This window comes from Psychrobacillus sp. MER TA 171 (genome assembly GCF_023713305.1).
Taxonomy (GTDB): Bacteria; Bacillota; Bacilli; order Bacillales_A; family Planococcaceae; genus Psychrobacillus.
On the sequence record NZ_JAMAWN010000006.1, the window covers coordinates 125612 to 142615 of the forward strand.

The window sequence follows — 17004 nt, forward strand, 5'->3', positions numbered from 1 at the left end:
ACCTATAACTGTTGTTTTCTTGATAAGAAGTTAGCTACACCTTGTAGTAGAAGCACAAGTACAATAAGAACAATCGACATCGCTGCAGCTGAGTAATACTCAGCACGAAGAATATTTTGGAATATAGCTAAGCTCATTGGTGCCCATTCAGGAGGAGCCAGTAGTATGGATACGCTCGCCTCTTTAATTACGGTTATAAATACTAAAACGGATCCAGCAGCTATTCCAGGGAGCATAAGCGGTCCAACTATAGTTATAGCAGCAGTTAAAGGTGTTGCTCCAAGATTGATAGCGGCCTCCTCAATGTCCTGCTTAATTGCTCTCATCGCTCCCATAGTAGACCTAACCATATAGGGCAGTCTTCGGATCGTATAGGCAATGATTAGTAGAACGGCAGTACCAGTTAACTGCAATGGAGCTGTGTTAAATGTTTGAATCAAAGCTATCCCAAATGCAATACCAGGGACAACTAAAGGTATTGATGCCATGAAATCTAACTTAGATGAATTCTGTCTTACTACAAAGTAAGATACAAAGGTTGCTATGATAACACTTAATACAAGTGCTCCGGTCGCTAGCATAATACTGTTTTGTATATTCCCCATAGAGGTTGAAAAAATTGTTTTATAGTGATTAAGGGTATAACCGTTAGGCAGTAAATCTTTTCCCCAAGTAGTAGCAACAGATTGTAATGCTACAGATAACATAGCGAAAAGAGGGATTAAAACTACTAAAAAAGAGTAACCCGACAGTAATCTTGTTAATAATTTATTTTCTATTAATTTTTGTTTTTTTGGTTTACCAGAAACAGAACCATAATTTCTACTTTTCGTAAATAGGTGTTGAAGCCAGAAAAAGAATGCTGCAACAATGACCATGACTACTGTTAAAATAGCAGCACCACCCCAGTTGAAGAAGCCGGCTATTTCTCGATAAGCCTCTACTACCAAAAGGTTTAACTCTTTCGGAGCTAGCACAATCGGGGTTCCAAAATCTGAAAAACTCACCGTAAAAATTAATAATGCACTAGAAATAATGCCTGGTAGTGCTAATGGGAAAGTTACAAAGACAAATGTGAACCAATTCTTTGCTCCTAAGTTTTGCGAAGCTTCTTCTAAACTAATGTCGCTTATTTTAAAAGCGGCAACTAATGGCCACAATGCGTAAGGGAAGAAGAAAAACACTTGTACCATGACTACTCCTGTCATAGAATACGGGTCGATTAACATTCCTTCTCCACCTAATAGGTTGTATATTTCAGTTACCCAACCCGCTCTGCCAAACATTATAATAAAAGCATAAGCAGATATAAAAGTAGGTACGATTAACGGAATTGTACATAATGCGGAAATTGTCTTTTTAAAGGGCATTTTAGTCCGTGCGATCCCATAGGCCATAGGAATGCAAAGGGTAATGACAATAACTGTTACTAAAAAACCTAAATATAAACTATTTTTTAAGGCATCTAAATACCCAGAGTTTGTAAAAATCTTTTTATAGTTCTCTAACGACGATCCTTTTAACTTTTCAATAGTTGAACTAAAAATTGAAGGGTCTGTTATAGAACCCAAAATATTTATTGGCTGTCCTGTGAAGCTTACAAGAAACACTGAAAATAATGGTAGTAGCATGAAAAGGCCAAAAAAAACGTATATAAATATTTTTACTACTGACAAGCCACTGAAATTTTTTAATGACTTCTTCATATCAATAGCACCCTTTCAAACTCTACTGTTAGCTTTACTTCTCTTCCTTCTTCGAATATATTAGCACCTGTAGAATAAGTTGTATCCACGATTAATTGATATTCTCCAACCTTGACATCGTAGCGAACAATCGACCCTAAATAAGTTGACATAATCACCTTTCCAACTACAACATTCGTTGTTGAAGAATCTACTAAACTATGAACAGGCTCTACCATTACGTGTTCCGGACGTATAATAATATCTACCTCTTCCTTAGCAGACTTATTGGAGGATTTCAATTGAAAACCATCTCCACTAACAATAAGCAAGCCATTTTCTTCCCCTATAACTTTCCCCTTTAATATATTGGAAGTACCAACAAAGTCAGCTATAAAAGGTGTAGATGGATTACTATATAAATCTGTTGGTGTTCCAATTTGCACGATTTCCCCTTTGTCCATCACTGCAATTCGATCGGCCATACTCATCGCCTCTTCTTGGTCGTGTGTAACAAAAATAGTTGTGATTCCTAAATCCTGTTGTATGGATCTAATCGTATTCCTCATCGAGTGACGTAGCTTTTGATCAAGATTTGAAAGTGGCTCATCCATCAATAACACGGCTGGCTCCATCACCAATGCCCTAGCCAGGGCAACCCTTTGCTGTTGCCCCCCAGAAAGCTCACTAGTTAGACGATTCGCATATTTATCTAACTCAACGTATTGTAGAATTTTCATCACTTTCTCATGTATTGCTTTTGGTGTCTTTCCTAATCTTTTATTCAATAACCGGGCGTAAATCCCTAACTGTTTAACAGGATTACTAGAGTTTAGCTCTTTAATATTTAAACTGTAGGCAACATTGTCAAATACATTCATATGAGGAAATAATGCATAGCTTTGAAAAACCATGCCACAATTCCGCTTATTTGCAGGAATGTTCTCTACTTCATTGTCCCCTATGTAAATTTTTCCTGAAGTAGGGCTTTCAAAACCGGCAATACATCTCATAGTGGTCGTTTTCCCACATCCCGAAGGACCAAGAAGAGCGAAAAACTCGCCCTCCTTGATTTCAAGGTTAATATCATGAAGTGCAGTAACGTCCCCAAATTTTTTCGTGATGTTACTAATTTTTACTGATCCCATTTATATTCACCCTTATTTATTGAAATTTATCTTTCCATTCGTTTCTTACTCTGTCGTAGTTTTCGTTAACCCAATCTATATCTAAATCTACCGCTACCTCTTTAACTTTTTCTAAATTCAATGGTGTTTTAGATTCTACATTCGGATTAATTGGGATATGATACCAGTCTGCCATAATTTGCTGAGCATCCTCTGATAACAAGAAGTCAATAAATTTCTTACCGCCTTCAGCATTGGGACCTCCTTCTATTAAGGAAGCTGGGTTTACAAGAACTGGTGTCTGATCAGGAACAATGAAGTCTACACTTTCTCCCTTACTTTTTTGTTCATAAGCCATAAAGTCAAAGCCAATACCAATATGAGCTTCTCCCATCGCTACCCCCTTAGTTGGGGCGGAACCAGAGTCTGGCATAGAGTTAGATTGCTTAACTAATTGCTCAAAGTACTTCCAAGCCTCATCCTCACCCTTTCTCATCATTTGGTCCATAACCATTAATGTTGCAGTCCCAGAAGCTGCTGGATTAGGAAATTGAATTTTTCCTTCCCACTTAGGATCTAACAGATCTTCCCACGTTTTTGGCGCTTCTTCCTCAGTTACTAACTCCGTATTATATGAAAACCCTAGAACGAAAATTTCGATTCCAACATACTTTCCATCTTCATGCTTCATCTTAATGCCATCTTCAACTATGTCCCAATCTGCTGCAAAATCTGGAATATATTCTGCCAAAATACCACGCTCTACAGCTGCTTCAAAAGGTAGTATTCCTCCTCCTCCATACCATACATCAGCTTTTGGATTATCTTTTTCTGCTAGCATTTGATTCACAAGAACGTTGGTGCCAGCGTATTGAACATCAACTTTATCACCGTGAACTTCTTCATATTTAGCTGCTAATTCTTTAGTAAAATCAGGTGTTTCAGGAGAATAAAGAGTTATTCGTCCTCCTCCACTTCCTCCTTCACTTGAATCGTCCCCTGCACAACCAGCTAAAATACTTCCCGCAAGCAACATACTTGCAACTAGCCCCGTCATTTTCATCACCTTAAATCCCCCTTTGTTGTGTTAATGGCAAAAAAATAAAGATGAACGCCAAATGTAAGCCTTTTCAAAAAGGCTTACATTTAGGCTTTCATCTCATCGTCTCTGCCTAGTTATTTAACTAATTTAAATTATACAATAAATTCTGATGATTACAACTATTAAAATTCGAAATAGATAAATATAGTACAATACTATTTAATTATTCCACGTGAGTTCTAAAGATTCTTTATTACCATTTAACAATAATCCTTTTATACCCCTTACTTTTCCTCAATCACTACTTCTCTCCTGTTTTTAATAAAAAAACTAAAAATTTATGGAAATTAAATAATTTTGCAATAATCCTCTGCTATACTCCTTTTGAACTTAAAATATTTTCCTAGGAGTGAATGTATGATAAAAAGAGTGAGCGATAAAAGTGCAGTTAGCAAGATATTCCTTTCGCTACTGTTAATTGTTTCCATGGTTATTCCTTTTCTCTCTGTATCCAAAGTCGAAGCAGCTGAACCTATTTCTGTAGCGGAAGCTATCTCTAATAACACTGGTAATGCAACTGTTCAAGGATATATAGTAGGTACCGCATCCTCTGGAAGTTCTTACGACCAAGAAGCTCCTTTTACTGTAGCAACCAATATTGGTTTAGCTGATTCTCCGGAAGAGACTAATCCAGCTAATATTCTCCCAGTACAGCTTCCGACAGGTACTGTACGTGCTGGGCTAAACTTAGTAGACAATCCAAGCTTGTTCCAAAGTGAGGTTACGGTAACAGGAACTTTGGCTGCCTATTTCTCAGTTCCTGGCATGAGAAGCGCAAGTGCCTATACTATAATTTCTGAAGGAGAGACCCCTCCGACTGACGTTGAAAAAGTAGATAATATTGCAGAAGCGCGATCTATTACAGACCAAAATAAAGTGATACGTGTGACCGGAACTGTGACAACTGGTCTTGGCTATTGGGGAGGTAAAGCTTTCTATATTCAAGATGAAACAGGTGGTCTCTATGCATATACTAGCTCTGCTGATGTAAATCCAGGGGATATCGTTGAATTAGAAGGAAAGGTTAGCCCATATAGTGGAGAGTTGCAAATTCAGCCTACTACTATAAAAAAACTCTCTTCTGGTAACCCTTTACCATCTGTTCAAGAAATAACACCTGCTGGAGTCAATGAACAGACACAAGGCGAGAGAATACTATTAAATAATGTAACGATTTCTAATTTAACAGCGGTTAATGATTTTGGAACTTTTGAATTCACCGTCACACACGAAAACGGTGAATCCATCATTATTCGCAATGATAATCGCAACGGTCTTGATTATGAAACCTTTACTAAGCAATATAAAAACGGTGATTTAATTAATGTATCTGGTATTGGGTCCATTTTTAACACTACTTACCAAGTTAAAACACTTGGTTTAGAAAGCTTTGAGCAAGTAAACAAGCCTGCCGTGTATCCAAATATCTACCCTGGAACCGTCTCTGAAGGAACAGAAATTACATTAACGACTCCTTGGGATAATGCAAGTATTTATTACACACTAGATGGCTCTGCCCCAACGGTATCAAGTACAAAATATACCGAACCAATTACATTAACAAAAGATACAACGATTAAAGCAATCGCAATTGGAGACACTACCTCTGAAATTTTTTCATTTACGTATAACGTTTTAAAAACACAGAACCTTTCTATCCGTGATATCCAAGGACAAGGTCACTTTTCTGATTATGAAGGTGCGACTGTACAAAATGTTACTGGTGTAGTAACACACTTGTATAATTCAGCTAATTTTGTTATTCAGGATATTAACCCTGATGATAACCACCATACATCTGAAGCAATTATTGTTAATAAAAGCTCTAATGGTGTAATGGTTGGCGACTTAGTAACAGTTGACGGGACAGTGGAGGAATGGTATTACGATGGCTATTCTGACATGAAAGCAAACGACCTACCAGTCACTAGAATCAGAGCTACTGAAACACTTAAAACAGGAACTGCAGAGCTACCAGAACCATTAGTAATCGGAGAGGATATTCATCCTCCAACAGAGCTTATTGATAACGATGGTCTGACTTCCTTCGATCCTTTTGAGGATGGAATAGACTTTTGGGAATCCGTGGAGTTAATGCGCCTAGCTGTGCCAAATGCAAAAGTCGTTGGACCTCAAGATTATGGTGAAATTGTGGTCGTGGCTGGCAACTCGGTTAATACTACATTTAATGCTCTAGGTGGTATTAATATTTCTGCTGATGACTATAACCCTGAAAGAATTACAGTATTAATCGATAATGAGAACTATGATGCAAAATCTGGTGATTATTTTACAGAGGAGATTGTCGGAGTCATGGGCTTTGGTTTTGGAAACTTTAAGCTATGGACTGATGAGGAATCGCTCCCTCCTATCACTCGTGTTGAAAAACCTATTACGATAACAGAAATCGTTCCAAGCGAAGAGAAGCTGACGGTCGCTGCTTATAATATAGAGAACTTCTCCGCTAACATCGAAAGCACACCAAACGAGAAGGTTGTAAAAATTGCACGATCATTTGTTGAAAATATGAAATCCCCAGATATTATTACATTAGTAGAAGTTCAAGATAACGACGGTCCTACTGACTCTGGAAATTCCGATGCTTCTGCGAGCTATGAGCGGTTAATTGCTGCCATTGTGGAGGAAGGCGGACCTGCGTATGCATGGACGGATATTGCACCTGAATATAATCGTGATGGTGGACAACCTGGGGGAAATATTCGAGTTGGCTACCTATACAACCCGGAAAGGGTAACACTTTCTGAGGGTACGAAAGGAAGTTCAACTGATTCGGTTGCTTGGGATGAGGGAGGAAATCTCACTTTAAATCCTGGACGTATTTTAGACTTACCTTTGGAAAATACCCGTAAGCCCCTTGCTGCACAATTTGAGTTCCAAGGTGAAAAAGTAGTTGTAATCGGTGCTCACTTAAATTCTAAGGGTGGAGATCAACCTTTATTCGGGAAAAACCAGCCACCTTTGTTAGGTTCAGAGGCTGAGCGAATCGAGATTGCGACTATGATTAACAATTTCGTAAAAGCAGGACAAGCAAAAGACCCTAACTTGAAGGTGATAGTGGCCGGAGATATGAATGACTTTGAATTTACTCCTGCATTAGCAGCTTTAAAGGGTGGAATATTAACTAATATGGTAGAGAAGGTTCCTGCAGGTGAACGATTCTCCTATTACTATCAAGGGAACAACCAAGTCTTAGACCATATTTTAATAACAAATAATTTAGTAGAAAAAACAGCAGTGGATATGATTCATATCAACGCTAACTATATGGAAATTCATGGACGTGCTTCTGACCATGACCCAATTATTATTCAAGTTGACTTGAAGGAACAAGAGTCACCACCATCTCTGCCTAAAATCCTTAATCTAAAAGTGGATAAAAAGCATATTAAAATAGATGTTAATAAATCATCAACATTTAAGCTTACAGCTATGTTAAATAACAAAGGGAAGAAAAATTCTACTATTGATGTAACTGCAGATGCAGAATATAGTGGCTATGATAAAAATATCGTTTCTGTAAATGAAGGAGTAATTACGGCTAAATCTGCCGGAAGCACTACCATTAAAGCTACTTATAGTAACAAATCTGTTACTATTAAAGTAACTGTACAAGCAGCAAAAAAGTGATACCCATTCACAAAAGAATCCTATCCCTTTTCAAAGGTGATAGGATTCTTTTATGTTTATTCATGGTCTAAAAATTTCCCGTGGCTTGGTTTGGCAATTCGTTTAAATTCACTAACTAATAAATGAAGATTGCTTTTAAGTATTTCACCGCGCATTGGAAGTCCGTGACCAGTTACCGCTATATCAGGCTTCAAGGAATCTAGAAGTTTTACGGAGTATTCTGCATCCTCCCAATTTGTTGTCAAATAACGAGGGGGTCCACTTATTTCTTGTTCTTGTGTAAACACCTTGTATAAATACTCTTGTTTGACCGTAACAAATGCATCACCGGCGATCAATAGTCCATCTTCTTTTCTAAATAGCGAAACATGCCCTGGGGAATGACCTGGAGTATGAAACCACTTAAAACCTGGCATAAAAGGAACAGAGCCATCCTCTGGTAAGATGTGTACATGATCTCTCAGGTCTATTGCTTTAACAGGAAACATCCCAGACATTTTGGAAACCATTCCTCCTTCTACGGAAGTATCCGGATCTGGGTAATCCTGCGCTCCCGTTAAAAAAGGAAGTTCCAGTGGATGAGCATATACAGGGACATTCCACTTTTCAACTAGCTCTTTAATAGCTCCTACATGATCAAAATGTCCATGTGTTAAGATGATCGCCCTTGGTTTTTTATTCTCACCAAAACGTTCCTCCACTATCTCTATAATCTTATCAGCAGACTTAGGCATTCCAGCGTCTACTAAAACGAAATCATCTGTACCTGGCTTCCCTACTAAACAAACGTTTACAATTTGAATGGTGTAACAAAAGACATCTGGTAGAATCTCTAAACCTACACCACTACCAACAGATGTCGTCGGTATATACTTATAATCGTCTCCGTAAGATATCGAATTGTCCATAATATTTAATCCCCTTCCATATTATCTTAGTTTCTCTTCCCTCCCCAAATTTATACTTTATTATCGTTTACACTTTTACCCACCACTTTAAACCTTCTATCTCTTTATTTTGTATAAATAACATATAGTCCCTGCAATAGCCTCGATATATATAGCTTCTCTTCTTACATTAATACTTTCCTATGGGGAAACAATAATCCAACCTCTCTCCCAATGATTAAAGAATAATTTAGTGTACGTATAAAAAAACAAAGGATGGCTTTTATAATCATCCTTTGTTTTTATCATTATGTTTAATGTTTAACTAACCTTAAAAAATCCTGCTCTCCAACTATTTCTAAAGGAATCCCCTTTTGGATTAAGTCCTCAGCTTTTTGCATTTTGGAGCTTTTTACACCCTCTACATACTTCATAAGTGCTTGATCTCCAACTACTAAAAAGTTTGTATCTATGTCTACGGCCCCTTTACAGGTAGCTCCACGGTCAGCAGCATATTTAGCTGCATTCGATCTTGTCATAGAATCCATTTTCCCTGTAAAAACAATATTTGCACCATAAAATGGATGACGAGTATTTTTCTCAATATTGTCTGGAACTATAAAAGGAAGGGCCATGTCTTCCTTGCTCTTTTTTACTCTGGAAGGGGCTTTCTTAGTATCAAGGGAACTATTAACTTTGATCTTGTGTAAAAGAGACATTTCTTTTAATGAGCTCGTTCTTGTTTTTTTCATTGCTTCGATTGTAATTAATGCTGCAGCTCTTGCATCCTCCAATGCATCATGATGTTTGAATTGGATACTTAAATAGTTGGCTACTGTGGATAGTTTATGGTTGTACAAATCCGGCCATATTTTTTTAGCAATTCTATAAGAACAAGCATATTGGAATTGAGGTTGTTCTTCGTAGCATCTATTAACCGATTCTTTTAGTACGCCAATATCGAAACTTGCATTATGGGCTATAATCGTTTGTTGATCTATATAAGGTTTTAGCTGCGGCCAAAACTCTTGAAATGTTGGTGCATCCTGAACCATGTAATCTGTAATTCCATGAATTTTTGTATTGTAATAATTAAACTCACTAAGTGGATTAATAAGCGTTTGAACTTCTTCTATTATTTCACCATTTCTTACTACTACAATTCCAACTGAACAAGCACTAGTTCGTAAACTATTGGCAGTTTCAAAATCTATTGCAACAAAATCCATGTTTACCACCTCTAATTTTTCGTATGCTACCATTATCTCATACTAGTAGCTTCAGACATAGAAAAACCCTCTAAATAGAGGGGATTTCAATGTTTAATATAATCTATTGACTGGTGAATGTTCATCTAGTTTTTTTTGACGTTCTAGTTTTTCTTCCTGCTGCTGTTGATTAACTCTTCGTTCTTCCTCATTCAGTTCCGCCTGATCGTCTCCAAAAGCTGCTGGACCTAAATTTGGATCTGAACCTGGAGACTGCGACCCATAAGATTTTTCTTCTACAGTTATACTCTCCTCAATGGTAGGACGCTTGTTCTGTACTAACTTGTCCTCTTGCATGGTATGTCCTACATGATTCTCATCTCTTACAAGCAATGGGTCTGTAGCAAAGGTTTCTCCTCTAACAAATTTATCCTGTGGCTCATCTAAACGGCCATCCGTTTCGTTCACCATATTATTTGTAGAGGGAGTAAAGCCACTTTCCTTAGCATAATCTGAGATTGGTGCTTCTCCTTCTGTAAATCGATTTTGCACTACATCTGTTCCTACTGTATCTGTATAATCAGTGGTTGCAGCTGCCTCATCATTCGCGCTAGCTCCTAGGGAATCCCCTTCAGGCACAGCGTCTGTATATAATACAATACTTCCTGAAGCTACCTCTTTTGCATATTGTTCTGCTTCCTCTTCAGTTAAGTCTAGCTTTTTTAGTCCCTCTACAATTGCAGATTCTCCTGTAAACCACGATTTAAATTTGTCTATGAATGTGCCAGCTTCGTGCGTGGTTACATCCGAATAGCGATTTAACGCATTCAAGTGAGTACTCTCTGATGAAATTACATGAATATCACTCTCTTCATATCCCTGTTTTTGCAGATGTTCTAATTTTTCGTACATATCTTCCTCAGTCCGAGCAATTTCAATCTTTCTGTTTGAATTTAAGTTCATGTGTATTCCTCCTGTTTTTTTAGTTTTTATTTAATGTGTTATTGCTTGAATACCCACGTTACAAACTTTCTAACCTCCCCCTCTATTTTTTAACATTAATTTAATATTTTACATATTATATTAATTACGTTATTTCTAATTCTCTACACACGTTCAATCAAGAAAGAACAAGATAATATTGATTTCCGCTTTTACAAATACCTTCTGAAGAGTAGCCTCATTCCACTGGTAAAATTAATTAATTGTTTTTAAAATAAAAAAGGTATCGGAGTTAATCTCCCGATACCTTTTCTCACATTCATAAACAAAATTTATTTATTATCTCTATACTCAATTTCTTGACCATCCTCGTAAAGAATCTCTAGGTCAAATTCAGTATAGTCACTGATCCCAAATGCTGTATTAACTTTCTCTATTACTTCTTCCTTAGTCATATCTTTTGTTAAAGCTAAGTCAGTAAAGATTGGCTTTAAGAATTCGTAAGCTTCATCTCCGTGAAGTTTTTGAGAGTCTAGTGAATTCACATACTCTGCTTCCACTCCGTTTGTTTCCACTTCAAAGGAAGCTTCTACTGCATCTCGCTGTTCAGCAGTATCAATATCTAAATCAAAAGAAGTAAAACCAAACTCGCTTTCTGCTGCTTCAGTGGTAGGCGGATCGCTTACCTCCTCCTTGTCTCCACATGCCCCTAAAAGAAGAGCCGATGATAAAAAAACGCTACTTAGTATTTTACCTTTAGTACTAATCATATATAAGTCACTCCTTACTAATTTATTACTATTACTATTACTAGCATTGTCTAGAAAATGATTTCTTAAACATTAGTAAGAATTATCCTGGATATCGTTTATCTGTTGCGGAAGTATTTTTAGTCTTACTATGGTTACTTTCATCTTTTACTTTTTGATTTAATTCCTCCATAGGAATGGGATCTACATTTTTCATCGCTTCATCTCTATCAAAAATACTTTCCTTTTCAGTGTCTAGAAGATCAGGATTGTCTAATATACGTCCAGGAATATCTTGTTTTTCTGAATCCTTATGGTTTACGTTATGGTCATTTACATTCTTTTTGTCCATTTTTATCCACTCCTTCTTCGTTTATTTATGTATATCCTTTTTGACAATCACTAAACATTTTCGACAAGTTTCGCCAGGATAACTGAACTAAAAGACCTAACCGTATATATTTAGCACTATTTTTACAAAATAGGGGTTTTTTTTATTTTTTTCATCAAAGCATGAAATAATCTTGTAAGAATCATACTCCTTTAGATTTATCACGATTTTCTTTGCAAAAACAATCATAAATACCTAAGCCTTTATCAATCAAATCCAAGACTATGAAATTACTAAAAAAACAAATTAGTGCGACATATCGATTATTTTCCTTCCATATCCTCTATTTACACGTCTCACGTATACTCTCTCACTCTATTTTAAATGTTCTGAATATATGGTAAGTTCTAGTAGATATATTAAACATATTTAAGAGGAGGAAAAGGGATTGGGAATTAAGAAAAAAACTACTATTCTAGCTGTGGTAACATCGCTAATGTTTAGCTCTGCATCATTAGGATTAGCAAGTCCTGTAGCTGCAAAACAGATAGAAAAATCTATCACCAATACTCAAGTGCAGAAAACACCAAGAGTACCAGAAAGGCTACGAGTTCCAGAGAATCCTAGCGAAAAGGTGCGAATCATTGTGGAACTGGAAAAGGCTCCAGCCATTGAGACAGCAACCAAAAAAGGGGTTTTATACAAGAACCTATCGAAATCTGAAAGAAAATCAGTTGAATCTGCTATTGAAACTGATCAACGTAATGTAAAAGACAAAGTTAAAAGAGTTTCAAAAAACATACAATATAAAGAAGAGTTTACTGCAATATTTAATGGATTCTCTGCTGAAGTAGATGCTAGAGACGTTGCAGGGATTGGCCTAATTGATGGTGTCAAAAGAGTCTATGAATCTACAGAATATGACCGCCCCAAAATAACACCTCAAATGGTGCATTCTAAGGAACTTGTACAAGCCCAATTGGCTTGGGAGAAATATTCCTTTAAGGGTGAAGGTATGGTTGTTGGTGTCATCGATACAGGAATAGATCCTAACCACCGCGATATGGTCCTATCGGATGAAAATACGGGAGAGATTACTTCTGCAGAAGTAAATGCGTTATTAAATGACGGATCTATTGAACCTGGTTTATTTTTCACTCCAAAGGTTCCATTCGGTTATAACTATATGGATGAAAACACAGAGATTCGAGACATTGGTCCTGATGCTTCCATGCACGGAATGCACGTATCCGGTACAGTAGGTGCTAACGGAGATGAAGAAAATGGCGGTATTAAGGGGGTTGCCCCAGAAGTGCAGCTTCTTGCACTGAAGGTATTTGGTAACGACCCATTATTCCCTTCTACGTATGGAGACGTTTATGTAAAGGCAATGGATGATGCAATTAAACTTGGTGCGGACGCGTTAAACATGTCCCTTGGTTCAACTGCAGGATTTGTAAATAGTGAAAGCCCAGAACAGCAAGCCGTAACTCGCGCGCAAAATAATGGACTACTTGTAGCTATTTCTGCCGGTAATTCTGACATGTTTGGCTCAGGCACTTGGTATCCATATGCTTCTAACCAAGATTATGGTTTAACAGGTTCCCCTTCTGTTTCAGAAGATTCATTTGGAGTAGCTTCCTATGAGAATGATTCAATAACTGCTTCTAGCTTCCAATATGCTTTTGATGGAACTGATGCTGGACGAGCAATGTTCTTACTGGCAAATGATAAGGAGCCTGCTGATTTACCTGGCGATTCCTATGAGGTTGTTGAAGCTGGATTAGGTACACCAGAGGAGTTTGCTAGTAAAGATGTAGCGGGTAAATTTGCTTTAGTTTCTCGTGGCAGCATCTCATTTGTCGAAAAGGGCTTAAATGCACAAGAAGCTGGCGCGGTTGGAGTTATTGTATATAACAATGCTGCAGGAACTATTAATATGGCTTCTGACCCTGCGATTCGTATTCCATTTATGTCTGCTTTACAAGCTGACGGACTAGCTATCAAAGCTGGAATTGATGCTGGTCAAACAGTAACTGTTTCATTTGATGGCAAATATATTGATACACCAAACCCTACTAAAGGTAAAATGAGTTCATTTACTTCTTGGGGTCCAACTCCTAACTTAGATTTTAAACCAGAGATTACTGCTCCAGGTGGCAATATTTTCTCTACATTAAACGATGATAATTACGGATTAATGAGTGGTACATCCATGGCAGCTCCACACGTTGCAGGTGGTACCGCATTAGTATTAGAGCGTGTAAATGAAGAATTTGGACTAACTGGCGCAGAACGTGTTCAATTCGCTAAAAATCTAATGATGAATACAGCTAAACCAATTGAGTTAAAAGCTGGTGAGTACGTATCTCCTCGTCGTCAAGGTGCTGGAATTATGCAACTTGCTAATGCTTTAGAAACGGATGTCGTAGTTACCAATAGTGCAACTGGTGAAGCTAAAGTAGCATTAAAAGAAATCAGTGGAAATCAATTTAACTTCTCTTTAAAAGCTAAGAACTATAGCAATGAAGCAAAAACTTATAATGTAGATGTACAATTACAAGTAGACCGTCCAGTTAACGCTGGAGCTAACTATGTAACGATTCCAAATGATTCAACTTATGGCTCTTATGTTTTAGATGAATCAGATGCAAACGTGTCAGCACCAACAACTGTCACAGTTCCTGCAAATGGAGAAACTACTATTCAGGTTTCAGTAGACGCTTCTAACTCTGAGTGGTTAAAGCAATACTTCTCTAATGGTTACTTCATCGATGGATTCGTGCGTTTAGTCGATCCTTCTGAAGAAACTTCTGGAAATGTACCATTAACAGTCCCATTCTTCGGGTTTAATGGATCTTGGGACGATGCTTCTATTTTTGATGAATTCCTATGGGAAGATTTAACGTACTGGGGATTCCAAGGATTAGCTGATGATAAAGGTAACTTTATCAACGGATCTACTTTAAGTGAAGAGTTCGATCCTACTAAGTTTGCTTTCTCCCCTAACGGAGATGGAAATTTAGACAAAGTAATTCCTGTGTACTCATTAATGCGTAACGTCAAGGATCTTCAAATTAATGTGTTAGATGCAAATGGGAAAAAACTACGTACCATTCGAACAGAAAAGTATTTAAGAAAACATTATATTGCTTCCAACGCATATACATTCTCAAATGCAAATGCATGGGACGGCATGATTAACGGTAAACCTGCTGCTGATGGTCAATATAAAATTCAGCTAAGAGGTGTCATCGATTATGCAGGTGCTGAGTGGCAAACGATTGAGTACCCTATCATCTTAGATACAAAAGCTCCTACAGCTGAAATTGCATTTGACTTGGAAACAAAAACACTTACTGTAGCTAATGCAAGCGATCAAGGTGTTGGAATTGATCGTATTGAAGTGTACTTGAATGATGAAGAAATTACAGAAGCAGCAACACTTGAAAGCTATGTAATAGAACAGGCTAAAGCTGGAGATAAGGTAACCGTTAAAGTATGGGATATCGCTGGTAACTCAACCGTAGAAGAAATTACTGTTGAAGAAGCACCTGAAACGGAACCAGCTCCAGAAAAAGAAACAAAAGAACCTGTCATCTACATCCAATCACCTGAGTTTTTCGGTTACTATAAAACAGGTGAAGTTTTAGTACAAGGTACAGTTGAAGATGATTCTAAGATTAAATCATTAAAAATTAATGGAGTACCAGCTAGCTCATTTGACGGCAAAGCATTCTCTCATACGTTATCGCTTAAAGACGGGGTACAAAGTGTGAATGTAGAAGCTATAGACGAATTTGATAATAAAATGGCTATTACTCGCAAAATTATTGTAGATAGTCAAAAACCGACTGTAGAAGCTGTTAAAAAGTCTCTTCCAAAAGGTAAACTAGAGGCAGATGCAGAAAATCCTGTCATCCAAGTAAAGGTTGGAGACAACTTTGATGAAGTTCGCCTTTATTTAAACGATAGCGAAGTCTTCTATCGACCTGTTTCATCTCCGTACGCAATGAACGGCTATAGCGAAACAGTTGATGTAGAGCTACCTTTAGAGCCAGGAAAAAATGAATTTGTTTTAAAAGTTGTAGATTTAGTAGGCCATGAAACTACTCAGACCATTACAGTGGAGAAGAAAGAAAACGGTAATGGCAATGGCAATGGCAACGGCAACGGAAACGGAAATGGTAACGGAAATGGAAAGAAGTAATTCTTCCTAGTCCTTAAGGGTTTCACAAACCTTCCCACATAAAAGAAAGCTCCGAAAATTTACAGTTCGTAAATTTTCGGAGCTTTATTGTTTTTACCTTTACTTTTTTACTGTTTTTCTTCGTAATACGCTAGCAGATCATTATAGTATTTGTTTAAAGAAGATGTTGAAACTTCAAATGTCTCAGCAATTTCTTTAACCGTTAAGTCTAATGGCTCAAAGAAACCTTTATCTTGTCCAAATCTTATGGCACCTGCAGCTATTGCTACTTCTTTTCTAGCATTAGGCTGTTGCTCAAATAAATAATCTTCTACGGCTTCTATCAATTTAGTATAGTCACGTTGATTTTTTTCTAGAAAATCCATCGCTTGCTGAAGTACCCCTGCTTCAAAGAAGGTATACTCTCCACCCTGATAGCCATTTTTACCAAGGGCAACCCAAAGTTTCAAGCCATTTTCTTTAAGGAATTCTTTGTCTGTTGTATCCTTGCCTGATTTAAATTCTTTCGTAAACTCCTCAAATACTACCTTATGATCCGTAGGGAAAAACACAAGACTTGAAACAGCCAAGTAATGGTTGTCTCCTTGGCCATCCGGCAATATAAAGCAATATATATGCATGCCAGTCGGAACCGGCTTATCATTTTCTCTTCTGAGTAAGATTACTTCATTGGTCAATATATGCTTGACAGTTAAATACTCCGCCTCCACAACCGTTACCTCTCCAACAAAAGCACTTGGCTCATTCCAGCTATCTAACACCTTCAACGTCGAAGGGCGAGCTATTTTCTTACGTTGCTTTTCTAAATAACCTGTCCAAATATCTAAACGTTGGTGAAAGAAGAATTCATCCATTGCTATTGCTTCTATCATTTCCTGCTCCATAAAGCCTTTTAAGGATTTAATCCACGTTGCAGCATAATCTCCAAAAGCTGTATAATCTTTTCTTTCTGGATATTCATCATAAAACGTCTGTAACACTCGTTCTAATTCTTCCGTTTTAACTTCCTCTATAGAAATAGTCTGTTTAGACTCACAGCATTTTTTATATTTTTTCCCACTACCACATGGACAAGGATCATTTCGTCCTATCATTTAAAACACTTCCTTCTTATA

The 17004-nt window shown here is 37.3% G+C and carries 11 protein-coding genes; 2 read left to right on the plus strand and 9 right to left on the minus strand.

The window, feature by feature from the left end; translation table 11 throughout:
- Positions 1 to 2 precede the first annotated feature (2 nt).
- The 3 genes from M3627_RS07965 to M3627_RS07975 are packed head-to-tail and all read right to left on the minus strand — an operon-like array spanning position 3 to position 3875.
- Entirely contained in the window at positions 3 to 1706 is a 1704-nt protein-coding gene (locus M3627_RS07965; protein WP_251553559.1) for an ABC transporter permease, read from the minus strand.
- Positions 1703 to 2833, minus strand: coding sequence for an ABC transporter ATP-binding protein (locus M3627_RS07970; protein ID WP_251553560.1), 1131 nt, complete (start codon positions 2831 to 2833; stop codon positions 1703 to 1705). Before M3627_RS07970 ends, M3627_RS07965 begins: the two co-directional genes overlap by 4 nt.
- 16 nt (positions 2834 to 2849) lie before the next feature.
- The gene (locus tag M3627_RS07975) at positions 2850 to 3875 is read right to left on the minus strand and encodes an ABC transporter substrate-binding protein (protein ID WP_251553627.1); all 1026 of its coding nucleotides are present in this window, start codon (positions 3873 to 3875) and stop codon (positions 2850 to 2852) included.
- Between the two features lie 396 nt (positions 3876 to 4271).
- Between M3627_RS07975 and M3627_RS07980 the strand changes: the two genes are divergently transcribed.
- Positions 4272 to 7562, plus strand: coding sequence for a DUF6359 domain-containing protein (locus M3627_RS07980; protein WP_251553561.1), 3291 nt, complete (start codon positions 4272 to 4274; stop codon positions 7560 to 7562).
- A 56-nt stretch (positions 7563 to 7618) separates the two neighbouring features.
- On the opposite strand, the gene M3627_RS07985 is transcribed toward M3627_RS07980, so the two are convergent.
- The 5 genes from M3627_RS07985 to M3627_RS08005 all read right to left on the minus strand — a co-directional run bounded on the left by M3627_RS07985 (position 7619) and on the right by M3627_RS08005 (position 11700).
- Complete coding sequence (locus M3627_RS07985) at positions 7619 to 8470, minus strand: MBL fold metallo-hydrolase (RefSeq protein WP_251553562.1); 852 nt, start codon at positions 8468 to 8470, stop codon at positions 7619 to 7621.
- A 293-nt stretch (positions 8471 to 8763) separates the two neighbouring features.
- Positions 8764 to 9711: an exonuclease domain-containing protein gene (locus M3627_RS07990; RefSeq protein ID WP_251553563.1), complete on the minus strand. Its 948-nt coding sequence runs from the start codon at positions 9709 to 9711 to the stop codon at positions 8764 to 8766.
- 60 nt (positions 9712 to 9771) lie between these two features.
- Positions 9772 to 10620 carry a YflT domain-containing protein gene (locus M3627_RS07995; protein ID WP_169359073.1) on the minus strand — a complete coding sequence of 283 codons (849 nt, stop codon included), beginning with the start codon at positions 10618 to 10620 and terminating at the stop codon, positions 9772 to 9774.
- Positions 10621 to 10931: 311 nt separating this feature from the next.
- Positions 10932 to 11369 (minus strand): YusW family protein, encoded by a 438-nt coding sequence (locus M3627_RS08000; RefSeq protein WP_251553564.1) that lies wholly within the window; start codon positions 11367 to 11369, stop codon positions 10932 to 10934.
- An 82-nt stretch (positions 11370 to 11451) separates the two neighbouring features.
- Positions 11452 to 11700: a hypothetical protein gene (locus M3627_RS08005; protein ID WP_205964018.1), complete on the minus strand. Its 249-nt coding sequence runs from the start codon at positions 11698 to 11700 to the stop codon at positions 11452 to 11454.
- Positions 11701 to 12127: 427 nt separating this feature from the next.
- Between M3627_RS08005 and M3627_RS08010 the strand changes: the two genes are divergently transcribed.
- The gene (locus M3627_RS08010) at positions 12128 to 15889 is read left to right on the plus strand and encodes a S8 family serine peptidase (protein WP_251553566.1); all 3762 of its coding nucleotides are present in this window, start codon (positions 12128 to 12130) and stop codon (positions 15887 to 15889) included.
- A 107-nt stretch (positions 15890 to 15996) separates the two neighbouring features.
- On the opposite strand, the gene M3627_RS08015 is transcribed toward M3627_RS08010, so the two are convergent.
- Positions 15997 to 16983, minus strand: coding sequence for a YecA family protein (locus M3627_RS08015; protein ID WP_169359076.1), 987 nt, complete (start codon positions 16981 to 16983; stop codon positions 15997 to 15999).
- Positions 16984 to 17004: the final 21 nt, after the last annotated feature.

Bases quoted from the DNA above. Each gene is read 5' to 3' on its own strand.
- M3627_RS07965 (WP_251553559.1), bottom strand. From the start codon at position 1,706: ATGAAGAAGTCATTAAAAAATTTCAGTGGCTTGTCAGTAGTAAAAATA.
- M3627_RS07970 (WP_251553560.1), bottom strand. From the start codon at position 2,833: ATGGGATCAGTAAAAATTAGTAACATCACGAAAAAATTTGGGGACGTT.
- M3627_RS07975 (WP_251553627.1), bottom strand. From the start codon at position 3,875: ATGAAAATGACGGGGCTAGTTGCAAGTATGTTGCTTGCGGGAAGTATT.
- M3627_RS07980 (WP_251553561.1), top strand. From the start codon at position 4,272: ATGATAAAAAGAGTGAGCGATAAAAGTGCAGTTAGCAAGATATTCCTT.
- M3627_RS07985 (WP_251553562.1), bottom strand. From the start codon at position 8,470: ATGGACAATTCGATATCTTACGGAGACGATTATAAGTATATACCGACG.
- M3627_RS07990 (WP_251553563.1), bottom strand. From the start codon at position 9,711: ATGGTAGCATACGAAAAATTAGAGGTGGTAAACATGGATTTTGTTGCA.
- M3627_RS07995 (WP_169359073.1), bottom strand. From the start codon at position 10,620: ATGAACTTAAATTCAAACAGAAAGATTGAAATTGCTCGGACTGAGGAA.
- M3627_RS08000 (WP_251553564.1), bottom strand. From the start codon at position 11,369: ATGATTAGTACTAAAGGTAAAATACTAAGTAGCGTTTTTTTATCATCG.
- M3627_RS08005 (WP_205964018.1), bottom strand. From the start codon at position 11,700: ATGGACAAAAAGAATGTAAATGACCATAACGTAAACCATAAGGATTCA.
- M3627_RS08015 (WP_169359076.1), bottom strand. From the start codon at position 16,983: ATGATAGGACGAAATGATCCTTGTCCATGTGGTAGTGGGAAAAAATAT.